This is a genomic window from Thermomonas paludicola (genome assembly GCF_024498955.1).
Lineage (GTDB): Bacteria > Pseudomonadota > Gammaproteobacteria > Xanthomonadales > Xanthomonadaceae > Thermomonas > Thermomonas paludicola.
Map to the genome: position 1 here is coordinate 1046331 of NZ_CP093311.1, position 19125 is coordinate 1065455.

General features: G+C 67.6%; 15 protein-coding genes. 9 read left to right on the forward strand and 6 right to left on the reverse strand.

What is annotated here, in order from left to right:
* Nucleotides 1-40 precede the first annotated feature (40 nt).
* From panB to pgi, 4 genes are all read left to right on the forward strand, one after another.
* On the forward strand, nucleotides 41-856 hold the full coding sequence (gene panB / locus LIW09_RS04940; protein ID WP_256646847.1) for a 3-methyl-2-oxobutanoate hydroxymethyltransferase: 816 nt from the start codon (nucleotides 41-43) through the stop codon (nucleotides 854-856).
* A complete protein-coding gene (panC, locus tag LIW09_RS04945; protein WP_256646848.1) occupies nucleotides 853-1707 on the forward strand; it encodes a pantoate--beta-alanine ligase in 855 nt (284 codons plus the stop codon). The genes panB and panC overlap by 4 nt, the downstream gene beginning before the upstream one ends.
* A gap of 93 nt (nucleotides 1708-1800) precedes the next feature.
* Nucleotides 1801-2181, forward strand: coding sequence for an aspartate 1-decarboxylase (panD, locus tag LIW09_RS04950; RefSeq protein ID WP_256646849.1), 381 nt, complete (start codon nucleotides 1801-1803; stop codon nucleotides 2179-2181).
* 1 nt (nucleotide 2182) lies between these two features.
* A complete protein-coding gene (gene pgi, locus LIW09_RS04955; protein ID WP_256646850.1) occupies nucleotides 2183-3682 on the forward strand; it encodes a glucose-6-phosphate isomerase in 1500 nt (499 codons plus the stop codon).
* Between the two features lie 27 nt (nucleotides 3683-3709).
* On the opposite strand, the gene LIW09_RS04960 is transcribed toward pgi, so the two are convergent.
* Nucleotides 3710-4402: a response regulator transcription factor gene (locus tag LIW09_RS04960; RefSeq protein WP_256646851.1), complete on the reverse strand. Its 693-nt coding sequence runs from the start codon at nucleotides 4400-4402 to the stop codon at nucleotides 3710-3712.
* Between the two features lie 67 nt (nucleotides 4403-4469).
* On the opposite strand from LIW09_RS04960, the gene LIW09_RS04965 reads away from it, so the two are divergent.
* Both LIW09_RS04965 and LIW09_RS04970 read left to right on the forward strand, forming a co-directional pair.
* Nucleotides 4470-6458: a translocation/assembly module TamB domain-containing protein gene (locus tag LIW09_RS04965; RefSeq protein ID WP_256646852.1), complete on the forward strand. Its 1989-nt coding sequence runs from the start codon at nucleotides 4470-4472 to the stop codon at nucleotides 6456-6458.
* Nucleotides 6459-6477: 19 nt separating this feature from the next.
* Nucleotides 6478-7098, forward strand: coding sequence for a YdbL family probable chaperone protein (locus tag LIW09_RS04970; protein ID WP_256646853.1), 621 nt, complete (start codon nucleotides 6478-6480; stop codon nucleotides 7096-7098).
* A 49-nt stretch (nucleotides 7099-7147) separates the two neighbouring features.
* Here the strand turns inward: LIW09_RS04970 and LIW09_RS04975 are convergent, their stop codons facing one another.
* From LIW09_RS04975 to LIW09_RS04985, 3 genes are read right to left on the reverse strand one after another with little or no spacing between them, the layout of a single operon-like run.
* Nucleotides 7148-8908, reverse strand: a complete 1761-nt coding sequence (locus LIW09_RS04975) for an ABC transporter transmembrane domain-containing protein (RefSeq protein ID WP_256646854.1) — start codon at nucleotides 8906-8908, stop codon at nucleotides 7148-7150.
* 21 nt (nucleotides 8909-8929) lie between these two features.
* Nucleotides 8930-9838: a hypothetical protein gene (locus LIW09_RS04980; protein WP_256647249.1), complete on the reverse strand. Its 909-nt coding sequence runs from the start codon at nucleotides 9836-9838 to the stop codon at nucleotides 8930-8932.
* A complete protein-coding gene (locus LIW09_RS04985; protein WP_256646855.1) occupies nucleotides 9835-10368 on the reverse strand; it encodes an RNA polymerase sigma factor in 534 nt (177 codons plus the stop codon). The genes LIW09_RS04980 and LIW09_RS04985 overlap by 4 nt, the downstream gene beginning before the upstream one ends.
* 314 nt (nucleotides 10369-10682) lie before the next feature.
* Between LIW09_RS04985 and LIW09_RS04990 the strand changes: the two genes are divergently transcribed.
* Nucleotides 10683-13433: an EAL domain-containing protein gene (locus LIW09_RS04990; RefSeq protein WP_256646856.1), complete on the forward strand. Its 2751-nt coding sequence runs from the start codon at nucleotides 10683-10685 to the stop codon at nucleotides 13431-13433.
* A gap of 2 nt (nucleotides 13434-13435) precedes the next feature.
* Here the strand turns inward: LIW09_RS04990 and xseA are convergent, their stop codons facing one another.
* On the reverse strand, nucleotides 13436-14779 hold the full coding sequence (xseA, locus tag LIW09_RS04995; protein WP_256646857.1) for an exodeoxyribonuclease VII large subunit: 1344 nt from the start codon (nucleotides 14777-14779) through the stop codon (nucleotides 13436-13438).
* An 88-nt stretch (nucleotides 14780-14867) separates the two neighbouring features.
* On the opposite strand from xseA, the gene ispG reads away from it, so the two are divergent.
* Both ispG and LIW09_RS05005 read left to right on the forward strand, forming a co-directional pair.
* Nucleotides 14868-16139, forward strand: a complete 1272-nt coding sequence (gene ispG / locus LIW09_RS05000) for a flavodoxin-dependent (E)-4-hydroxy-3-methylbut-2-enyl-diphosphate synthase (RefSeq protein ID WP_256646858.1) — start codon at nucleotides 14868-14870, stop codon at nucleotides 16137-16139.
* A 55-nt stretch (nucleotides 16140-16194) separates the two neighbouring features.
* Entirely contained in the window at nucleotides 16195-18159 is a 1965-nt protein-coding gene (locus LIW09_RS05005; RefSeq protein ID WP_256646859.1) for an HD domain-containing phosphohydrolase, read from the forward strand.
* Here LIW09_RS05005 and LIW09_RS05010 read toward each other — a convergent pair.
* Nucleotides 18150-19085 (reverse strand): GGDEF domain-containing protein, encoded by a 936-nt coding sequence (locus LIW09_RS05010; RefSeq protein WP_256646860.1) that lies wholly within the window; start codon nucleotides 19083-19085, stop codon nucleotides 18150-18152. The two genes, LIW09_RS05005 and LIW09_RS05010, sit on opposite strands and share 10 nt — an antisense overlap.
* Nucleotides 19086-19125 lie beyond the last annotated feature (40 nt).

The following is a 19125-nucleotide window of genomic DNA, read 5'->3' on the forward strand; positions in this document are numbered from 1 at the left end:
TTTGCGCGATAATGCCGCTCCTTTGCAAGCGGAAGCCGTCATGAGCGTACATGCCGATCAAAAGCCATGGACCGTGCCGGCGTTGGCCGAAGCCAAGCGCGCCGGACGCCGGATGGCGATGTTGACGGCCTACGATGCCGGCTTTGCGCGCGCGATCGACGATGCCGGGATTGACCTGGTGCTGGTGGGGGATTCGCTGGGCATGGTGGTGCAGGGGCATGGGTCCACCCTGCCGGTGACAGTGGCCGACGTGGCCTACCACACCGCTGCCGTGGCGCGCGGCCTGCGCCGGGCGTTGCTGCTGGCCGACCTGCCGTTCCAGTCGGATGCCACGCCGGCGCGCGCGCTGGATGCCTCGGTGATGCTGCTGCAGGCCGGCGCGCAGATGGTGAAGTTGGAGGGCGCCGGTCACAAGCTGGAGGTGATCCGGTTCCTGGCGCAGCGCGACATCCCGGTGTGCGCGCATCTGGGGCTGACCCCGCAGTCGGTGCTGGCACTGGGCGGGTTCAAGGTGCAGGGGCGCGAAGAGGCTGCTGCTGCGCGCCTGCTGGCGGATGCGCAAGCGGTGGCGGAGGCCGGCGCCAGCCTGTTGGTACTGGAATGCGTGCCCACGCCACTGGCGCGGAAAATCACCGCCAACGTGGACATTCCCACCATCGGGATCGGCGCAGGCCCGCATTGCGATGGGCAGGTGTTGGTGCTGCACGACCTGCTGGGCCTGGACAGCGGTCATCGCCGGCCGAAGTTCGTCAAGGATTTCCTGGCCGAAGGCGGCTCGGTCGCGGGCGCAGTCCGCGCCTTTGCCGAAGCCGTTCGCAGCGGCGCGTTCCCATCTGCAGAGCATAGCTACGCATGATCGATGTCATCAGCGATCTCGCGCGGCTTCGCGCCCGCGTCCGCGACTGGCGTCGCGAGGGGTTGACGGTGGGCTTCGTGCCGACCATGGGGAATCTTCACGCGGGCCATTATTCGCTGGTGACGCTGGCCCGGAAGCATGCCGACCGGGTGGTGTCCAGCGTGTTCGTCAACCCGACCCAGTTCGGCCCCAGCGAGGATTTTACCCGTTACCCGCGCACGCCGGATGCCGATACCAGCGGCCTGCAAGCGGCCGGGTGCGACGTGCTGTGGCTGCCCGAGGTAGAGGCGATGTACCCGTTCGGCGTGGGGCTGGCGGCCAACGTGCACGTGCCCGGGATCAGTTCGGTGCTGGAAGGCGAGTGCCGCCCGGGGCATTTCGATGGCGTGTGCACGGTGGTGACGCGCCTGTTCAACCAGGTGCAGCCCGACGTGGCCGCGTTCGGCAAAAAGGATTTCCAGCAGCTGGCGGTGATCCGCCAGATGGTGGCGGACCTGCATTTCCCGCTCGACATCCTGGCCGGGGACATCGTTCGCGAAACCGACGGGCTGGCGATGAGTTCGCGCAACCAATATCTGGCGCCGCAGGATCGTGCGGTTGCGCCTGTCATCCACAAGGTCCTGCAGGCGATGCGCGACGCGACGCGTGCCGGGATGCCGCGGATGCAGGTTGAAGCCGATGCGGCGTCCGCGCTGCGCGGCGCCGGGTTTGTTCCCGACTACGCCGTGCTGCGTCGTCCCGACTTCGGCCTGCCGGTGGACGGCGAGGGCGGGGCGCTGGTGGCGCTGATCGCGGCAAAACTGGGGCGCACGCGGTTGATCGATAATATTGAATTTGAATTGCCCGGGTGAAATTATCCCGTTGAATTGTTGCGGTGCGCAAAACGCGCCTTATACTGCGCCATGCGGACGTTTCCGTGCCGCATGTTCGATCGGAGCTGAACCATGCAACTGACCATGCTCAAGGGCAAGATCCATCGCGCCACCGTCACCCATGCCGAGCTGCATTACGAAGGCTCCTGCGCGATCGATGGCCGCTTGCTGGATATTTCCGGCATCCGCGAATACGAGCAGATCCACATCTACGATGTCACCAGCGGCGAACGCTATTCGACCTACGCGATCCGTGGCGAGGAAGGCAGCGGGGTGATTTCGGTCAACGGTGCGGCTGCGCACAAATCCAAAGTGGGCGATCTGGTCATCATCTGCGCCTACGTGCAGTGCGAAGCGGCCGAAGCGGCCGCGCACAAGCCGACCTGCGTGTATGTGGATCGCGACAATCGGCTGACCCACACCAATCACTCGATGCCCCAGCAGGCGGCGTGACATGCGCCAACTGCTGGATGGTCTGGGTGCACATGCACGGCGGCTGTCCAGCACCACGTTGCCGGCGTTGATTGCCGCGGATCCGGCGCGTGCGCACGAGTTCGCCCTGCGCAGCGGCCCGCTGTACGCCAACTTCGCGCGCCAGCGTTATGACCGCGCCGCGCTGGATGCCCTGTTTGCCATCGCCGAACGCGCCGAGCTGGGCGATGCGATGCAGCAGCTGCTGGGCGGTGACACGGTCAATCACACCGAGGGTCGCGCTGCCCTGCACGGCGCCCTGCGCGGCACGACCGCGCGCTCGGCCTTTGCCCTGGCGGCACGCGCGCAAGCGGTGTCCGCGCAGCTGCGGATGCGGGAACTGATCGACGCATTGGCGGCCACCCGCGTGACCGACATCGTCAGCGTCGGCATCGGCGGCTCCGACCTGGGCCCGCGCCTGATCGTCGATGCGCTGGCGCAGCCGGATGCGCGCTTCCGCGTGCACTTCATTTCCAATGTCGATGGCAATGCGGCGCGCCGCGTGCTGGCCGGGCTGGATCCCGCGCGAACCGCCGGCATCGTCATTTCCAAGACCTTCGGCACCCAGGAAACCTTGCTCAATGGCGGCATCCTGCGTGACTGGCTGGGCGATGACACGCGCCTGCATGCGGTCAGCACCAATGCCCAGCGCGTTGCCGAGTTCGGCATTCCGCCCGAGCGCACCCTGCCGATGTGGGACTGGGTTGGCGGGCGCTATTCGCTGTGGTCGGCAGTGGGTTTTCCGATTGCGCTGGCGCTGGGCATGGAACGCTTCGAGGCGCTGCTGGCCGGCGCCGCGGCGCTGGATGCGCATGCGCTGGAGGCGCCGCTGCGGCAGAACATCGCGGTGTGGCACGCCTTGACCGCCGTGTGGAATCGCAACGGGTTGCACGCAGCCACGCAAGCGGTCCTGCCGTATGACGACCGGCTGAAATTGCTGCCGAGCTATCTGCAGCAGTTGGTGATGGAAAGCCTGGGCAAACGGGTGCGGCTGGACGGCAGCGAGGTTGAGCTGGAGACCGTCCCGGTGTGGTGGGGCGGTGCCGGCACGGATACCCAGCACAGTTTCTTCCAGGCCCTGCATCAGGGCACCCAGATCGTGCCGGCCGACTTCATCGGCGTGCGCCAGGCCGACCACCCGCATGCGGCCAATCACGCCGCGCTGCTGGCCAACCTGCTGGCGCAGACCGAGGCGCTGGCCAACGGGCAGGACAGCGACGACCCGCATCGCCGCTATCCCGGCGGACGCCCCAGCACGTTGCTGCTGCTGGATGCCTTGACGCCGGAAACCCTGGGCATGTTGATCGCGCTGTACGAGCACAGCGTCTATCTGCAATCGGTGCTGTGGGGCATCAATGCGTTCGACCAGTTCGGCGTCGAGCTGGGCAAGCAGGTGGCCAATCGCCTGCTGCCTGCGCTGCGCGGCGAGACAGAAGCCGGCGATCCGGTCACCCGCGCGCTGTTGGCGGAGCTGCGCGACTGAGGCGTGGCATGCCGGGTCTGCGGGGTGCTAGGCCGCGCGTCCGGATGAGGTGCCCAGCACGGCATCGATGCAATCCTGCAGCGCCTGCAGGCGCGCGGGTTGCAGCGGGTCTGGCCGCAACCGGCGCACCGCTTCGCCCAGTCGTGCCGCACCGACGAAGCCGCAGCTGGCGGCGAGACGATGCAATTCCGCGCTGACAGCCGCCGCGTCGCGGACGCGCGCGGCCTCGGCGATGCGCTGCCGCTGGCCCGGCAATTCCTGTCGCAGCAACACGCGCAGCGCGGCAACGTGGTCGGGATTGCCGCCCAGCGCCGCCAGTGCCCCGGCGTCGTCCCAGCATGGCTGCAGTTGCATGCGCAGTGCCGCGTGCAGCTCTGCTGCGCTCATGGGCTTGCGCAAGACCTCGCGAAAGCCGGCCTCCAGCAGGCGCGAGCGGGTGTGCGCATCGCTGTCGGCGGTGTGCGCCAGCGCGGGCGTCTCGATGCCGTCGGCGCGCAGCGCACGCAACAGGTCATCGCCGCGTCCGTCGGGCAGGTTGGCATCCACCAGCAGCAGGTCGAATGGATGCCGTTTGCAGGCATCGGTGGCTGCTTGCAAGCAGCCCGCGCATTCGACCATCGCCGGCAGCGCGGATGCGGCTTCGCGCAGGAATGCGGCGCTGACCGGGTCGTCTTCGACCACAAGCAGGCGGGGAAGTGCGTCATTCGGGGATTGGTTCATCGCAATGCCCGCCGTCCTTTGTATGCTGCGCCTGATGCCACGACTCATCCTAACGTGTTGCTTGCCCATGCTGCTGACGCTTGCCGCACCATTGGCGCAGGCGCGGGTGGCGCAGCTGCGGGTGGCCCGGGTTGCCACCGCAGTGGTCACGTTGGAGCGCGTGGAGGTGCGCGTGGATTGGCCGGAGCAGGCAACGTCCGGTGAGTTGCAGCTGTGGGCCGCGCAGGTGGATGCGCCAAGCCTCGGCTATCACTTCCGCGACCTGCATTGGCGTTGCCCGCTGCAGCGGCTCGAACGGGGTGGCTGGCATTGCGAAGGCGAGCTGCGCGCCGGGCGTGCTGCGCCGTTGCGTTTGTCGATTCGGCTGGACGAGGCATCGACGCGGGTGGTGTTGTCGCAGGGCGGCGCACGCGTTGCGCTGGGCCGCACCGCCGCGCGCCCGGACCAGGCCACGCTGGGCCTGGCCCGGGTGCCGTTGCTGTGGGCGCAGGCGCTGCTGCATCAGGCGTGGCCCGCCGCGCATTTCAAGGCTGGCACATTGGATGGGGCGCTGCTGGTGGATGCGACGCCAAGGCGTCCGCTGCGGATCAGCGGGCCGCTGCAACTGGCTGCAGCCGGGCTGGAAACCGCCGATGCCAGCATCGTTGGCGAAGGCCTGGGCGGCGCCTTGCGCCTGGACTACCGCAGCACACCGACGCTGTCGCAGGCGACGGTGGATGGTGTGCTTCGCGGCGGCGAATTCCTTGCCGGCAATTCCTATGTGGCATTGCCGAACACGCCGGTGAGCTTGCAGATACAGGCCAGCCAGCACGCGGGGCAAGGCTGGGTGCTGCCGCGCATTGCCTGGGGCGACGGCAGCGCACTGACGGCGACGGCCAGCGCCAGCCTGCGCGCTGATGGCAGCCTGCAGTCGCTTCAAGTGCAGGCGCACAGTGACGACATGACCCCGCTGAAGCCGCGCTACCTGTCCGGCTGGATGGGGGTGTTCGGACTGGGCGATGTGGATCTGCATGGCGCGCTGGACGTACAGGCGCGCGTTGCCGATGGCGAGCTGGCCAGCATCGATGCCGAGCTGCACGACGTTGACCTGCGTGATCCGGGGCAGCGCTTCGTGTTCGACGGGCTGCGCGGGGACCTGCGCTACTCGGCCGGCGCGCGCGTGGAAAGCGCGCTGCAGTGGCAGGGCGGCAAGCTGTACGGGCTGGGCTTTGCAGCAGCGCGGATGGCGTTTGCCAGTGACCACGGTGAGCTCCGCACGCGCGCGCCGACGCGGGTGCCGATGATGGGCGGCAGCCTTGGTCTGCACGATGTGGTGATTCGGCCGCCGCAGGGCGGGGCGGGAATGGATATCCGGTTCGGCATGCGGCTGGATGCCATCGACTTCGGCCAGGTGTCACAGGCGCTGGGCCTGCCGGCGTTCCAGGGCCAACTGGGCGGCGACATTCCCCGCGCGCACTACGCCAACGAGCGCATCGACTTCGACGGTGGCCTGGCGTTGCAGCTGTTCGACGGCCAGGTGGCGTTTTCCGAACTGTCACTGGAGCGCCCGTTCGGCACCGCGCCCAGCCTGAGCGCGGACATCGCGATGGATGACCTGGACCTGCTGCGGCTGACCGACGTGCTGGGGTTCGGCAGCATCAGCGGAAAGCTGGATGGCCGCATCAACGGCCTGCGCCTGGTGGACTGGACGCCGGTGGCGTTCGACGCACGCTTCATCACCGATGACGCGCCGGGCGTGCGCAAACGGATCAGCCAGCGCGCGGTGCAGGACATCAGCAGCGTGGGTGGTGGGGGGCTGTTGCAGAGCCTGCAAGGGCAGCTGATCGGGTTGTTCAACGATTTCGGCTACCGCCGCATCGGCATCGGCTGCAAGCTGGAAAACCAGATCTGTGCGATGTCCGGCCTGCATTCAGCTGGCAACGCCTTTACTATCGTGGAAGGTGCCGGCCTGCCGCGCCTGCAGGTGATCGGCTACAACCGCGCGGTGGACTGGCCCACCCTGGTGGAACGGCTGATGGCGGCCGGCAAGGGCGATGTTGCACCGGTGATTGACTGACCAACAAGGGAGCAAGGCGATGAAATATTGGATGGGAATGCCGGTCGCGGGGGCGCTGTTGCTCAGCGCATGCGTGACGATCAACGTCTATTTCCCGGCCGCCGAGGCCAAGGAAGCGGCCAAGGAGTTCGTGGAGAAGGTCATCAATGACGCCGACAAGGTGCAGATCCAGCCGCCGCCCGGCAACGGCGGCGGCATGGCGATGCTGGGCCGGCGCATCGAACTGGACCTGTCCGGCTTCGACCCGTGGGTGCTGGTGGGCGTGGGCAGCGCCCAGGCGCAGTCGGCGCCGGATATCAGCATCAAGACACCGGCGATCCAGGCCATCCAGTCGCGCATGGAGAGTCGCTTCAATGGCAGCCTGCGCGCCGGGTTCGAGAGTGGCGCGTTGGGCTTCACCAGCGACGGCCTGATCACCGTGCGCGATGCGTCCAGCGTCGAATTGAAGGACCGGGTGGCATTGAACTCGGCCGTGGCCGATGACAATCGCGATCGCAAGGCGGTGTATCGCGAGGTGGCGGTGGCCAACGGCCATCCGGAGTGGGAAGAGCAGATTCGCGGCGTCTTCGCCAAGCAATGGATCGCCAGCGCGCGCGCCGGGTGGTGGTATCAGGCAGGCGGCGCCTGGAAGCAGAAGTAACCGTGAAAAAACGCCCGGCCATGCCGGGCGTTTTGCCGAAGGAAGCGGCTCAGTCCAGGAACTGCAGCTTCGCCAATTCGGCGTAAAGCCCGCCCTGCGCCAGCAGTTCGGCATGCGTGCCTTCGGCGATGATGCGGCCGTGGTCCATCACCACGATGCGGTCGGCCTTGAGCACGGTGGCCAGGCGGTGCGCGACCACCAGGGTGGTGCGGCCGATCATGAGGTTTTCCAGCGCCTGCTGGATGGCGCGTTCGCTTTGCGCGTCCAATGCCGAGGTGGCCTCGTCCAGCAACAGTACCGGCGCATCCTTGAGAAGTGCGCGAGCGATGGCGATGCGTTGTTGCTGGCCGCCGGACAGGCGGGTGCCGCGCTCGCCCAGCTCGCTGGCGAAACCGTCCGGCAATGCATCCAGGAATTCGCTGGCTTCGGCCGAATCTGCCGCACGGCGCACGTCTTCATCGCTGGCGTTCAGGCGGCCGTAGCGGATGTTGTCGGCGGCGCTGGCAGCGAACAGGCTTGGCGCCTGCGGCACCATCGCGATGGCCTCGCGCAGGCGTGCGGGATCCAGCGTGCGGATATCGATGCCGTCCAGCGCGATGTGGCCGGTTTGCGGGTCATGGAAGCGCAGCAGCATGGAAAACACGGTGCTCTTGCCGGCGCCCGATGGGCCCACCAGGGCCACGGTTTCACCCGGCCGCACGTGCAGGCTGAAGCCTTCCAGCGCGGGAGCGTCGGGACGCTGCGGGTAATGGAAGCTGACGTTGTCGAACACGATCTCCCCGCGCACCGGCATCGACAAGGCCGCGGGCTGCGCGGGCGCGGTGATGGCAGGATGTTCTTGCAGCAGCTCGTGGATGCGGCCCATGCCGCCGGCGGCCTTCTGCAGCTCGTTCCAGACCTCCGCCAGTGCACCCACCGAGCCGCCACCGATCAGCGCATACATCACGAACTGACCCAGCGCACCGGCGCTCAGGCGGCCCCCGATGACGTCGTGCGCGCCCGACCACAGCACCAGGATCACCGCGCCGAAGATCAGGCTGATGGCCACGGCGGTGACGATGGCCTGCGCGCCGATGCGCTTGCGCGCAGTGCCCACGGCACTGTCCATCGCCTTGGCATAGCGCGTGCCTTCCCATGCTTCGCGCGAGTGCGCCTGCACCGTGCGAACCGCGCCGAGTGACTCGGTGGCCAGCGCGTTGGCGTCGGCAATGCGGTCCTGGCTGGCGCGCGAGACTTTCTGGATGCGCCGCGCGCCGATGATGATGGGGGCCACCGCCAGCGGGATTCCCAGCAGTGCCCAGGCAGCCAGCTTGGGACTGGTGACGAACAGCATCACCATCGAGCCGATGACGGTCACGCTGCTGCGCAGGGCCACCGACATGCTGGAGGCGATGACGCTGCGCAACAGCTCGGCGTCGGCGGTCAGGCGCGAGACCAGTTCGCCGCTGCGGTTGCGGTCATAGAAGCCGGCGTCCAGTTCCAGCAAGTGGGCGTACAGCTGGGTGCGCAAGTCGGCCACCACGCGCTCGCCGAGCAGGGTGACGAAGAAGTAGCGGGCGGCAGTGGCCAGCGCCAGCGCCAGGATGACCGCCAGTACGAACGCGAAGGTCCGGTCGATATTGGCGCCGCTGCTGAAGCCGTGGTCGATCATCTGCCGGAAAGCCACTGGCAGGCTGAGGGTGGCCGTGGACGAGCAGGCCAATGCGACCAGCCAGGCGCCGAACAGGCCTGAATGCAGGCGGATGAACGGCCACAAGGCACGCAGGGAACCGATGGGCGCCTTGGCCGGCGCCGGGGTGGGGGAATTCATGCGCGCAGTTTAACGCCCGGCTCAGTGCGATGCCGGTTTTGCGGCGGCGGGGTCCAGCATGCGCAGCGCGTCCGGCAGTGTCGCGTCCGGGTGGCGGCGGCGGAACTCGACCAGGCTGGCGCGCGCTTCTTCGGTTTTGCCCTGTTGCAGCAGTTCGCTGATTCGCTGCAGCCAAGCGTTGCGCGCGGCGGGGCTGTCCATCGTGGCGGGAGGGATGTCCTCGGCCGGGGCATCGCTGGCGGCGTCTTGCGCCTGCTTCGCCATCGCTTCGACGGGGCGTGCCTTGGCGGGTGCAGCCGCTTCCGCGGCTGTGCGTGCCAGTGCCGCGGGGGGCGGGGCAGCGGAGGCGGCGGGAAACGCCTCCGGCGCGGGCGGCGGTGGCGGTGCAAGTGGCGATGGCGGAAGTGGCGCGCCACTTGCCGCAGCTGCGGGTGGCGACGCGTTGTCTGACGCGGTGGCCGCCTGCATCGGCGCGGGCATGGGCACGCTGCGCGGCTGCTCCAGCATCACCGCGGGTGCGTCCGATGCTCCCGGTACCGGCGGCGCGGCCGGCGCTGGCTGGACGGGTTTTGCCACGCGCAGGGCGGGCGCTGGCACGGCGCTGACCGCCGGTGCGGGCGCGATGGCTGCTGGCGGGCGGACGTTGTCCATTGCCGGCTCGGCAGGGGCGTGCTGGATCGGCCGGGTCTCCAGCGGCTGCAGTTGCCATGCCAACCCCAGTGCCAGGCCCAGCGAAGCGGTCAGCGTCAGCGGCACGACCCAGCTGCGCCGGCGTCGCGCAGTGACAGGCGCGCTGGCAGCGGCGTGCGCGGCGGCAAGGATGCGCGCATCAAGCGCGGGCGCCGGAGCGTCGCGGCCGCGCAGGCGCGGCAGTTGCGCGGCCAGTGCGCGCTCTTCGGCATCCAGAGGCTCGGGTGGAAAACGGTTCACGGCGACAGCCTCGCACGCAGCTTGTCCATCGCATAGCGCAGGCGCGACTTCACGGTTTCCCGGCCGACGCCGGTCACCTCGCCGATCTCCTCCAGGGTGAGCTCCTGTTCCAGCCGCAGCAGCAGCACGTCGCGCTGTTCCTGCGGCAGCCCGTCCAACGCCAACTGCAACTGGCGGCGGCATTCGAATTCCGACAGCGCGCGCTCGGGGGTGCTGGCATCGGCCAGCCGCGCCAGTCGTTCATCGGCATCGGCGGGCGCGGGCGGGCGGTATTTGAGGCTGCGCCAGTGATCGCCCAGTCGATGGTGGGCGATGGTGTACAGCCAGGTGGCGAAACCGGCACCCCCGGCTTTTTCCGGCACGGACCAGCCGGCACGGGCGGCGATGACCCGCTGCCACACGTCCTGGAACAGTTCGTCGGCCAGAGCATTGTCGCGGAGTTGGCGCAGCAGGTAACGATACAGCTTCAGCCGATGGCGGCCATACAACTGCTCGAACGCGCCCGCATCGCCGGCTGTCCAGGCAATCATCAGGGTCTCGTCGCTGTCGTCTGGCATCTCCACCGGCAGCAGCCTACGGGTTGCGGCAGCGGGCGTGAAGGGGCGCGAGCGGGGCAAGGGTGCGTGGCATGCATGGCGCATGCAGGGGTCAACGCGTGTCAGGGTGGAGCGGGGTTGGCGAATCGCAGCGACATGCACCACGCCGGCGTGGCATCCGGTCGCCGTTGCAGGCAATATGGGGAAAGATGAACGCTTCCTTGACAGATCACCCGTCCTCGTTGCCGGAGAGTGCCAGGCAACGGCGCGGGACGGCGTTTGCGGGCATTGCAGAGCGACTTGCCGGCATGTTGCGAGCCGGCACAAGGGTGCGGGTGGGCTGGCAGCATTCGGCGCTGGGGCAGGGCAGCGATGTCACTGCCTGCGGGGCGCCGCAGGACGAACCGTTGCGGCAAGCGTGGATCGGGCCGGAAGGGGTTGCCTTGCAGGTGGCGGCGAGTCCCGCTCCTGAGTGGCCCGAGGCGCAATGCGCTGGCTGGCTGGCCACGGCACGGCGATTGCTGGAACAGGCCGCGCAGCTTGAATTTGCGGTGGCCCGGATCGATTCACTGCAGCGGTCCGAGCTGCTGCGGCAGGCGCTGTACGAAATCGCCGACCTTGCCGGCAGCAGCCTGGAACTTCCGGTGTTGCTGCGCCGGGTGCATTCGATCGTCGGCGAGCTGATGTATGCCGAGAATTTCTACATCGTGATGTTCGATGACCATCGGCAAACGATGCGCTTCCTGTATTTCGTCGATCAGCTGGACCCCTGGATCAACGACCCGGAACAGGAGATGCCGATCGCCGAGGAAGGCAACACGCTGACCACCCACTTGCTGTTGAGCGGCGAGACGCTGCGCGGGCCCTCGTCGGAATTGCGCAAGCAGTTCGGAATCAGCCAGGACGACAACAACGGGCCGGACAGCGCGGACTGGCTGGGCGTGCCGATGAGCCGCGACGAGCGCGTGGCGGGTGCGCTGGTGGTGCAGAACTACCGGCAGCCGAATGCCTATTCCGAAGACGACCGCATCCTGCTGGCGTTTGTCGCCCAGCATGTGTTGACCGCGTTGGAGCGCCGCGAGGCGCGCAAGCAGCTTGAATCGAGGGTGACCGAGCGCACGGCCGAGTTGCAGCGCGCCAACGAGGAACTGCAGTCCGAGGTGTTCGAACGGCAGCGCGTGCAGGAAATCCAGCGCGCCCTGTTCCGCATCGCCGAGCTGTCGTTGACCAGCGAAAGCCTGGGCCATTTCTACGCCGAGATCCACGACACCGTCAGCGAGCTGCTGTACGCGCGCAACTTCTACATCGCCATGTTGTCCGACGATGGCAGCATGCTCGAGTTCCCGTATTCGGTGGACGAACGCGACCTCGAGCGCCAGCCGCGGAAGCCGGCCGACGGGCTGACCGAATACGTGTTGCGAACCGGCAAGGCGCTGCTGGCCGACCAGGAGTGCATCGCCCGGTTGCGGGCCGAGGGCAAGGTGCGCACCCATGGCAGCATGGCGTACTGCTGGCTGGGCGTGCCGCTGCTGCGTGAAGACAAGGTGGTCGGCGTGATCGCGGTGCAGAGCTACGCGACCGACGTGGTATTCAACAGCCGCGATCAGGATCTGCTGACCTTCGTGGCCTTCCATATCGGCAGCAGCCTGGCGCGCAAACAAGCGCAGGACAGGCTGGTGCTGGCGCATTCCAGCCTGGAGCAGCGGGTCAGCGAGCGTACCCGCGAGCTGGCCGAGGCCAATGCCGAGCTGGTCGAGCAGATCGGCGAGCGCATGCGCGCCGAGCGCAAGCTGATCCACCAGACCCGGCACGATGCGCTGACCGGGCTGCCCAATCGGTTGCAACTGCTGGAGCGGCTGGCGCGCGCCATCGCCGCGGCGAAGGATGATCCGCACACCTGCTTTGCAGTGCTGTTCATGGACCTGGACCGCTTCAAGCTGGTCAATGACAGCGTGGGCCATGCGGTGGGCGATGAGTTGTTGATCGAGGCCGGCCGGCGCATCGTGGACAGCGTGCGCGGCGGTGACGTGGTATCGCGCCTGGGGGGCGATGAATTCGCGATTTTCGCTGAAGGGCTGGACGGGCCAGGCATGGCCGAAGAGCTTGGCAGGCGCATCCTGGCGTCGCTGTCGATGCCGGTCTGGGTGGCCGGCCGCGAGCTGTTCCCCAGCGCCAGTATCGGGATCGCGCTGTGGGATTCACGCTATCGCAGCGGCGAGGAAATGCTGCGCGATGCGGATGCCGCCATGTATCGCGCCAAGAGCGACGGGCGCGACCGCTGCGCGATGTTCGACGAGCAGATGCACCTCGAGGCCATGCGCAGCCTGGACATGGAAATCGATTTGCGCCGGGCGATCCAGTCCGAGCGCTTCGTTCCCTATTACCAGCCCATCGTGCGCCTGGAGTCCGGCGAGGCGGTGGGGCACGAGGCGCTGCTGCGCTGGCGACACGAGCAGCTTGGACTGCTGGTGCCGGGCGAGTTCCTGGACGTGGGCGAAGACAGCGGGTTGATCGAGCAGATCGACTGGCTGATGTTCGCGAAGGTCATCGACGACATGGCTCGCCGCGTGATGCCCGGCTATGTGGCGATCAACGTTTCGCCGCGTCATTTCCGCATGCAGGATTTCGCCACCCGGCTGCTGGCCATGCTGGACGACGCCGGCGTGGAGCCGTCGCGGCTGCGCGTGGAAATCACCGAGGTTGCGCTGCTGGATGATGCGCCACGCACGCTGGACATCTTGGCCCAACTGCGTCGCCATGGCGTGCTGGCGCAGTTGGATGATTTCGGGACCGGCTACTCGGCGTTGTCCTATCTGCACCGCTTCCCGATCGCCAGCCTGAAGATCGACCGCAGTTTCGTGGCGGGATTGGATGCCAATGGCTGCACCGAGAGCGTGGCGGTGGTGCGCGCAATCGTGGCGCTGGCGGTCAGCCTGGGAATCGAGCTGATCGCGGAAGGCGTGGAAACCCGCCACCAGCGCGAGCGCCTGGCCGAGCTGGGCTGCGAATACGCGCAGGGGTTCCTGTTCAGCCCGCCGGTGCCATTGCCAGGCGGCTGAGGCTACTCGCTGGCGCGGGGTTCAAGCACGCGCAGCTGCAGTTCACCATCCCGAAGCCGGGCGCGAACGGCATCTCCGGGGGCAACATCGTCGACGCTGCGGACCACGCGCCCGTCGTCCTGCTGCAGGATGGCGTAGCCACGCGCCACGGTCGCCAGTGGACTGATGGCATGCAGTGAGCGCGCCAGCCCGCGCAGGTGCTGCGCGTCGCGCTGCAAGCGCTGCGCCATCAAGATCTGCGGGCGGTTTTCCAGCGCCAACAAGCGTTCGCGCTGGCGCTGCAGGCGTTGTCGCGGATGATGGGCGCGCAGGGTTGCATCGGCATGGCGCAGGACTCCGCGAGCCCGCTCCAAGCACTGCTGCATGACGTGATCCAGGCGCAGCCGGGCCTGCGCGGCGCGCTGCGCGAGCATCGCCAGCCGGGCCTGCGGGCGCAGTGCGTGCAGGCGCAGGAAACTGCGATCCAGATGCTGCATGCGTTGGCGCAGTGCATTGGCCTGCAGCGACAGCAGTTGCCGCTGCAGCCCGGCAAGGCGTGCGGACAGGGCGGCGGCATCCGGCACCAGCAGTTCGGCGGCCGCCGAGGGGGTGGGCGCGCGCAGGTCGGCGGCGAAATCGGACAGCGAGAAATCGGTTTCGTGGCCGATGGCAGACACGACCGGCGTGGTGCTGGCGGCGATGGCCCTTGCCAGCGCCTCGTCATTGAACGCCCACAGGTCTTCCAACGAGCCGCCGCCGCGCGCCAGCAGGATGGCATCGTAGCGACCGCAGGCATCAGCGCGTTGCAGCATGGCCTTGATCTGCGCCGCAGCGCCTTCGCCTTGTACGGGCACCGGCAGCAATTCCACCTCGAGCAGCGGGAAACGGCGGCGCAACACGCTGGTGATGTCGCGGATCACCGCGCCCGAGGGCGACGTCAGCACCGCCAGCCGGCGCACGAAGCCGGGCAGGGCGCGCTTGCGCCCGGCATCGAACAAGCCCTCCTTGGCCAGTCTTGCCTTCAATGCCTCAAGGGCCTGGCGCAGGGCGCCTTCGCCGGCCTCCTCCATGGTGTCCAGCACCAGCTGGTAATCGCCACGGGCTTCGTACAGGGTCAGCCGACCGCGCGCCTGCACCCGCAGCCCCTCGCGTGGCGCGAAACGCAGCCATTGGCTCTTTGGCTTGAACAGCGCGCAACGCACCTGCGCGCGTGCGTCCTTGAGGGTGAAATACAGATGCCCGGATGCCGGGCGCGACAGATTGCCGATCTCGCCTTCCACCAGCACCTGCGAAAACGTGCCTTCCAGCAGATCGCGGGCGAGCGTGTTCAGTTGGCTGGGAGTGAGCACGTGGTCAGAGGCGAACATCCCCGCAGCATATCGCTGTGCGACGGCGGCGGCGATGGTTTGCATCGGGTTGCCGCAACGCGTGGCCGCACGGCAGTAAAATGCGCGAATGAACCCAGCCCATCGCGACACTTCCCCGGTGCACACCCCGTTTGGCCCGCTTCCCCGGCGCATCACCCGCCAGGTCGAGATTGGCGGGGTGAAGGTGGGCGGCGGCGCACCGGTGGTGGTGCAGTCGATGACCAATACCGATACCGCCGACGTGGCGGGGACGGCCAGGCAGGTCGCCGAGCTGTGGCGCGCCGGATCCGAGCTGGTGCGGGTGACGGTGAACAATGCCGAATCCGCGGCGGCGGTGCCGCGCATCGTCGAGAAGCTGGCGATGATGGGCGTGAACGTGCCGATCATCGGTGACTTCCACTACAACGGGCATACCCTGCTGGGCAACGAGCCGGCGTGTGCCCAGGCGCTGGCCAAGTACCGGATCAATCCCGGCAACGTCGGCTTCGGCAAGAAGAAGGACACCCAGTTCGCGCAACTGATCGAGTTTGCGATCCAGTACGGCAAGCCGGTACGGATCGGTGCCAACTGGGGCTCGCTGGACCAGGCACTGGCGGTGCGGCTGATGGACGAAAACGCCCGGCGCGCCACGCCCTGGGATGCCGGCCGGGTGATGCGCGAGGCGCTGATCCTGTCGGCGCTGGAGTCGGCGCAGCGTGCGGTGGAGCTGGGCCTGCCGGCCGAGCGCATCCTGCTCAGCGCCAAGGTCAGCGGCGTGCAGGAGTTGGTCGCCGTGTATCGCGACCTGGCGCTGCGCAGCGATTTCGCCCTGCATCTCGGCCTCACCGAAGCCGGCATCGGCAGCAAGGGAATCGTGGCGTCCAGCGCGGCATTGGGCGTGCTGCTGCAGGAAGGCATTGGCGACACCATCCGCATTTCGCTGACGCCGGAGCCCGGCGCGTCGCGCACGCAGGAGGTGATCGTGGCGCAGGAGCTGCTGCAGACCATGGGCCTGCGCGCGTTCACGCCGATGGTCACCGCGTGTCCCGGCTGCGGCCGCACCACCTCGGAGTTTTTCCAGGAGCTGGCGAAGGTGGTGCAGGAGCACGTGCGCGCAAGGATGCCCCAGTGGAAGATCAGCCATCCCGGTGCCGAAAACATGACGCTGGCGGTGATGGGTTGCGTGGTCAACGGGCCCGGCGAATCGCGCCACGCCAACATCGGCATCTCGCTGCCCGGCACCGGCGAAGCGCCCTCCGCGCCGGTGTTCGTGGATGGCGAGAAAACCGTGACCCTGCGCGGCGACAACATCGCGCACGACTTCATCGGCCTGATCGATGGGTACGTGGAAACGCATTACCGCGCTCGCGCCGGGGGATGACCGCTGCCGGCTGCAGGACTCGTTAGACTGGGTGATGGACGCTTCGGGGGGAAGCATGGCCAGTCGTCGCGCGAGTTTTCCGCTGTATCTCTACATCACGCTGCTGTCGGTCGCGCTGGTGGTGGCGTCCGGGGAAATGCTGCGCTGGTATGGCGACCTGATTCCGGGTGCCGGCGAATTCGTCGTGCTGGTGGTGGCTGCAGCCGTGGTGGCGTTGCTGGTCTCGCGGCGGATCGTTGCCCCGCTGGAGCAACTGGCGCGGGAAGCGGAGGCGGTTCGCAACTTCGACTTCAGCGACCACCCCGTCATTCAATCGCAGATCACCGAAATCGGCGAACTGGGCCGTGCATTCGACCAGATGCGCGATACCGTGCGCCGCTTCCTGCGCATCAATCGCAGGATCGCGGTTGAAACCGACTTCGATGCGCTGCGCCCCTGGTTGCTGGACAGGCTGGTGGACATCGCCGATGCCCGGGGCGGCGCGCTTTATCTGGTGGATCAAACCAGTGACGCCCTGCGCGTTGCGGCGCTGGACCTGGAGGGCGGCAAGGCCAAGCCGGCGCCAGAACTGCCTTCACTGGATCCGCAGGCGATGCCGGCATTGATGACGGCCGCGCGCGAGGGCATGCAGCGGCTCGGCGGGCGGTTGTCGGAGGAGGAATTGCGCGCGCTGGGAATCGACCCGGCGTTTGCCTCGATGGACGTGCTGGTGCTGCCGCTGCGCGATCGCCGCGACTTCCTGTTGGGCATGTTGCTGCTGTTCAAGGCGGAGGCCATCGATGCCGCCAGCGCGAGCTTCATCGAGGCGCTGGCCGCCAGCGCGGCAACGTCGGTGGAAACACAGGAGCTTCTGCGCGCGCAGAAGGCGATGGTGGAGGCGACGATCCGCATGGTCGCCGATGCGATCGATACCAAAAGCCCCTATACCGGAGGGCACTGCACGCGCGTGCCGGAGCTCACCTTCATGCTGGCGCGCGCTGCATGTGATGCCAGCGAGGGGCCGTTCGCCACCTATGCGCTGGATGCGGAGCAGTGGGAAGCCCTGCAGATCGCCGGTTGGCTGCATGACTGCGGCAAGGTGACCACGCCCGAACACGTGGTGGACAAAGCCACCAAGCTGGAGACGATTTACAACCGCATCCACGAGATCAGGACGCGGTTCGAGGTCCTCAAGCGCGATGCCGAGGTGGAGTATTGGAAGGCGCTTGCACAGGGGGGCGAGGAATGCACTTTGCGCCGGCGTCGCGATGCGCTGCTGGCCGAGCTGGATGCGGACTTCGCGTTCGTGGCCGAGTGCAACCTGGGGGGCGAATTCCTGTCGCCTGCACACCGCCAGCGACTGCAGCAGATCGGTGAGCGGCGCTGGCTGCGCACGCTGGACGACGGCCTGGGCCTGTCGCGCGACGAGGCTGAGCGCAAGCCCGGGCCCGCGCCAGCGTTGCCGGTGGAGGAGCGGCTGCTGGCCGACAGGCCCGAGCATCGCATTGCCCGCCCGCAGCGCGAATACCTTGCGCCGGACAATCGATGGGGCTTTGCGATGGAGGTCCCCGAGCTGCTGTATGACCACGGCGAACTGCACAACCTGTGCATCAGTCGCGGCACACTGACCGGCGAAGAGCGCTACAAGATCAACCAGCACATCGTGAATACCATCGTGATGCTGGATGCGCTGCCCTTGCCGCGGCACCTTCGCCGGGTGCCGGAAATCGCCGGCGGCCACCACGAGAAACTGGACGGCACGGGTTATCCGCGCCGGCTGGATCGCAGCCAGCTGAGCATGGAAAGCCGGATGATGGCGATTGCCGACATCTTCGAGGCATTGACCGCAGGTGATCGTCCATACAAACCGGGCAAGACCCTGTCGCAGGCATTGTCGATCATGGCGAGGATGTGCCAGGAGCAGCACATCGATCCCGAGTTGTTCGAGCTGTTCCTGCGCTCTGGCATATATCGCGCCTATGCGCTGCGCTACCTGCATCCCGAGCAGATGGATCCGATACGGATCGACGACTACCTCTGATCTGCAGCCGTTGGTTGGGCGGGCTGCGGGGGCTGCAGGCGCACGCAGTTGCGCCCTTCATTCTTGGCGCGGTACAGGGCAACGTCGGCCGCCGCCATCAAGCGGCTGCGGGTGTCGCATTGCGGGCCGAGTGCCGCAATCCCGATGCTGATGGTGATCCGTTGCGGTTCGCCGCCCGGGGCGAAGGGGGTCGCTGCCACCGCTTCGCGCAGCCGTTCCGCGCACTCGCGCGCGGTGTCCAGCCCGCACTCCGGCAGCAGCAGGGCGAATTCTTCGCCGCCGATGCGGGCTGCCACGTCATCGCCGCGGGCGTGGCGGCGCACCAGCCCGCCGATTTGGCGCAGGACTTCGTCGCCGCTGATGTGGCCATGACGGTCATTGATGGGCTTGAACAGGTCGACGTCGATGATGCACAGCGCAAGCGGGCGCTGGTGGCGCATCGCGCGGCCGATTTCCTTGTCGGCCAGTTCGGTGAAGTGGCGTCGGTTGCACAGCTCGGTCAGCGCGTCGTGCACGGCAAGTTGGTAGATCTCCTCGTGATAGCGCGCTTCCACGCTGTCCTGGCTGATGAACTTGAGGATGCTTTCGCCAACCGTGATCTGGTCGCCATCCGCCAGCTCGACGTCGGCATCGAGCGGCGCATGGTTGAGCCGGGTGGGATTGGTCGCGCCGAGGTCGGTCAGCCGGTACTGGCTGCCGTCGCGGCGAATCCTGCAATGGCGACGCGATACGCTGTTGTGGGCGATGACCAGGTCGGATTCGGGCGAGCGCCCCACGATGACCGGCTGCTCGCGGATGTCGGCGCGGCGGCCGATGCCCTCGCCGTGGATCACCACCACGCAGGCCGAGCGCGGCGTCGGATGCAGCGGGCCGTCGCTGAACAGCGTGCGCTGGGTGGTTTGGTGCGGCGTGCTGTCGTTGCTCATGCTGGCGCTGGCGGCTGCGTTGATGGAGTGTAGCGTTTGC

What these genes read in the sequence shown, in the direction of transcription:
- panB (WP_256646847.1), top strand. Translation starts at nt 41, where the DNA reads ATGAGCGTACATGCCGATCAAAAGCCATGGACCGTGCCGGCGTTGGCC.
- LIW09_RS04975 (WP_256646854.1), bottom strand. Translation starts at nt 8,908, where the DNA reads ATGAATTCCCCCACCCCGGCGCCGGCCAAGGCGCCCATCGGTTCCCTG.
- LIW09_RS04965 (WP_256646852.1), top strand. Translation starts at nt 4,470, where the DNA reads ATGCTGCTGACGCTTGCCGCACCATTGGCGCAGGCGCGGGTGGCGCAG.
- ispG (WP_256646858.1), top strand. Translation starts at nt 14,868, where the DNA reads ATGAACCCAGCCCATCGCGACACTTCCCCGGTGCACACCCCGTTTGGC.
- xseA (WP_256646857.1), bottom strand. Translation starts at nt 14,779, where the DNA reads ATGTTCGCCTCTGACCACGTGCTCACTCCCAGCCAACTGAACACGCTC.
- LIW09_RS04960 (WP_256646851.1), bottom strand. Translation starts at nt 4,402, where the DNA reads ATGAACCAATCCCCGAATGACGCACTTCCCCGCCTGCTTGTGGTCGAA.
- LIW09_RS04985 (WP_256646855.1), bottom strand. Translation starts at nt 10,368, where the DNA reads ATGATTGCCTGGACAGCCGGCGATGCGGGCGCGTTCGAGCAGTTGTAT.
- LIW09_RS04990 (WP_256646856.1), top strand. Translation starts at nt 10,683, where the DNA reads ATGTTGCGAGCCGGCACAAGGGTGCGGGTGGGCTGGCAGCATTCGGCG.
- LIW09_RS05005 (WP_256646859.1), top strand. Translation starts at nt 16,195, where the DNA reads ATGGCCAGTCGTCGCGCGAGTTTTCCGCTGTATCTCTACATCACGCTG.
- LIW09_RS05010 (WP_256646860.1), bottom strand. Translation starts at nt 19,085, where the DNA reads ATGAGCAACGACAGCACGCCGCACCAAACCACCCAGCGCACGCTGTTC.
- panD (WP_256646849.1), top strand. Translation starts at nt 1,801, where the DNA reads ATGCAACTGACCATGCTCAAGGGCAAGATCCATCGCGCCACCGTCACC.
- pgi (WP_256646850.1), top strand. Translation starts at nt 2,183, where the DNA reads ATGCGCCAACTGCTGGATGGTCTGGGTGCACATGCACGGCGGCTGTCC.
- LIW09_RS04970 (WP_256646853.1), top strand. Translation starts at nt 6,478, where the DNA reads ATGAAATATTGGATGGGAATGCCGGTCGCGGGGGCGCTGTTGCTCAGC.
- panC (WP_256646848.1), top strand. Translation starts at nt 853, where the DNA reads ATGATCGATGTCATCAGCGATCTCGCGCGGCTTCGCGCCCGCGTCCGC.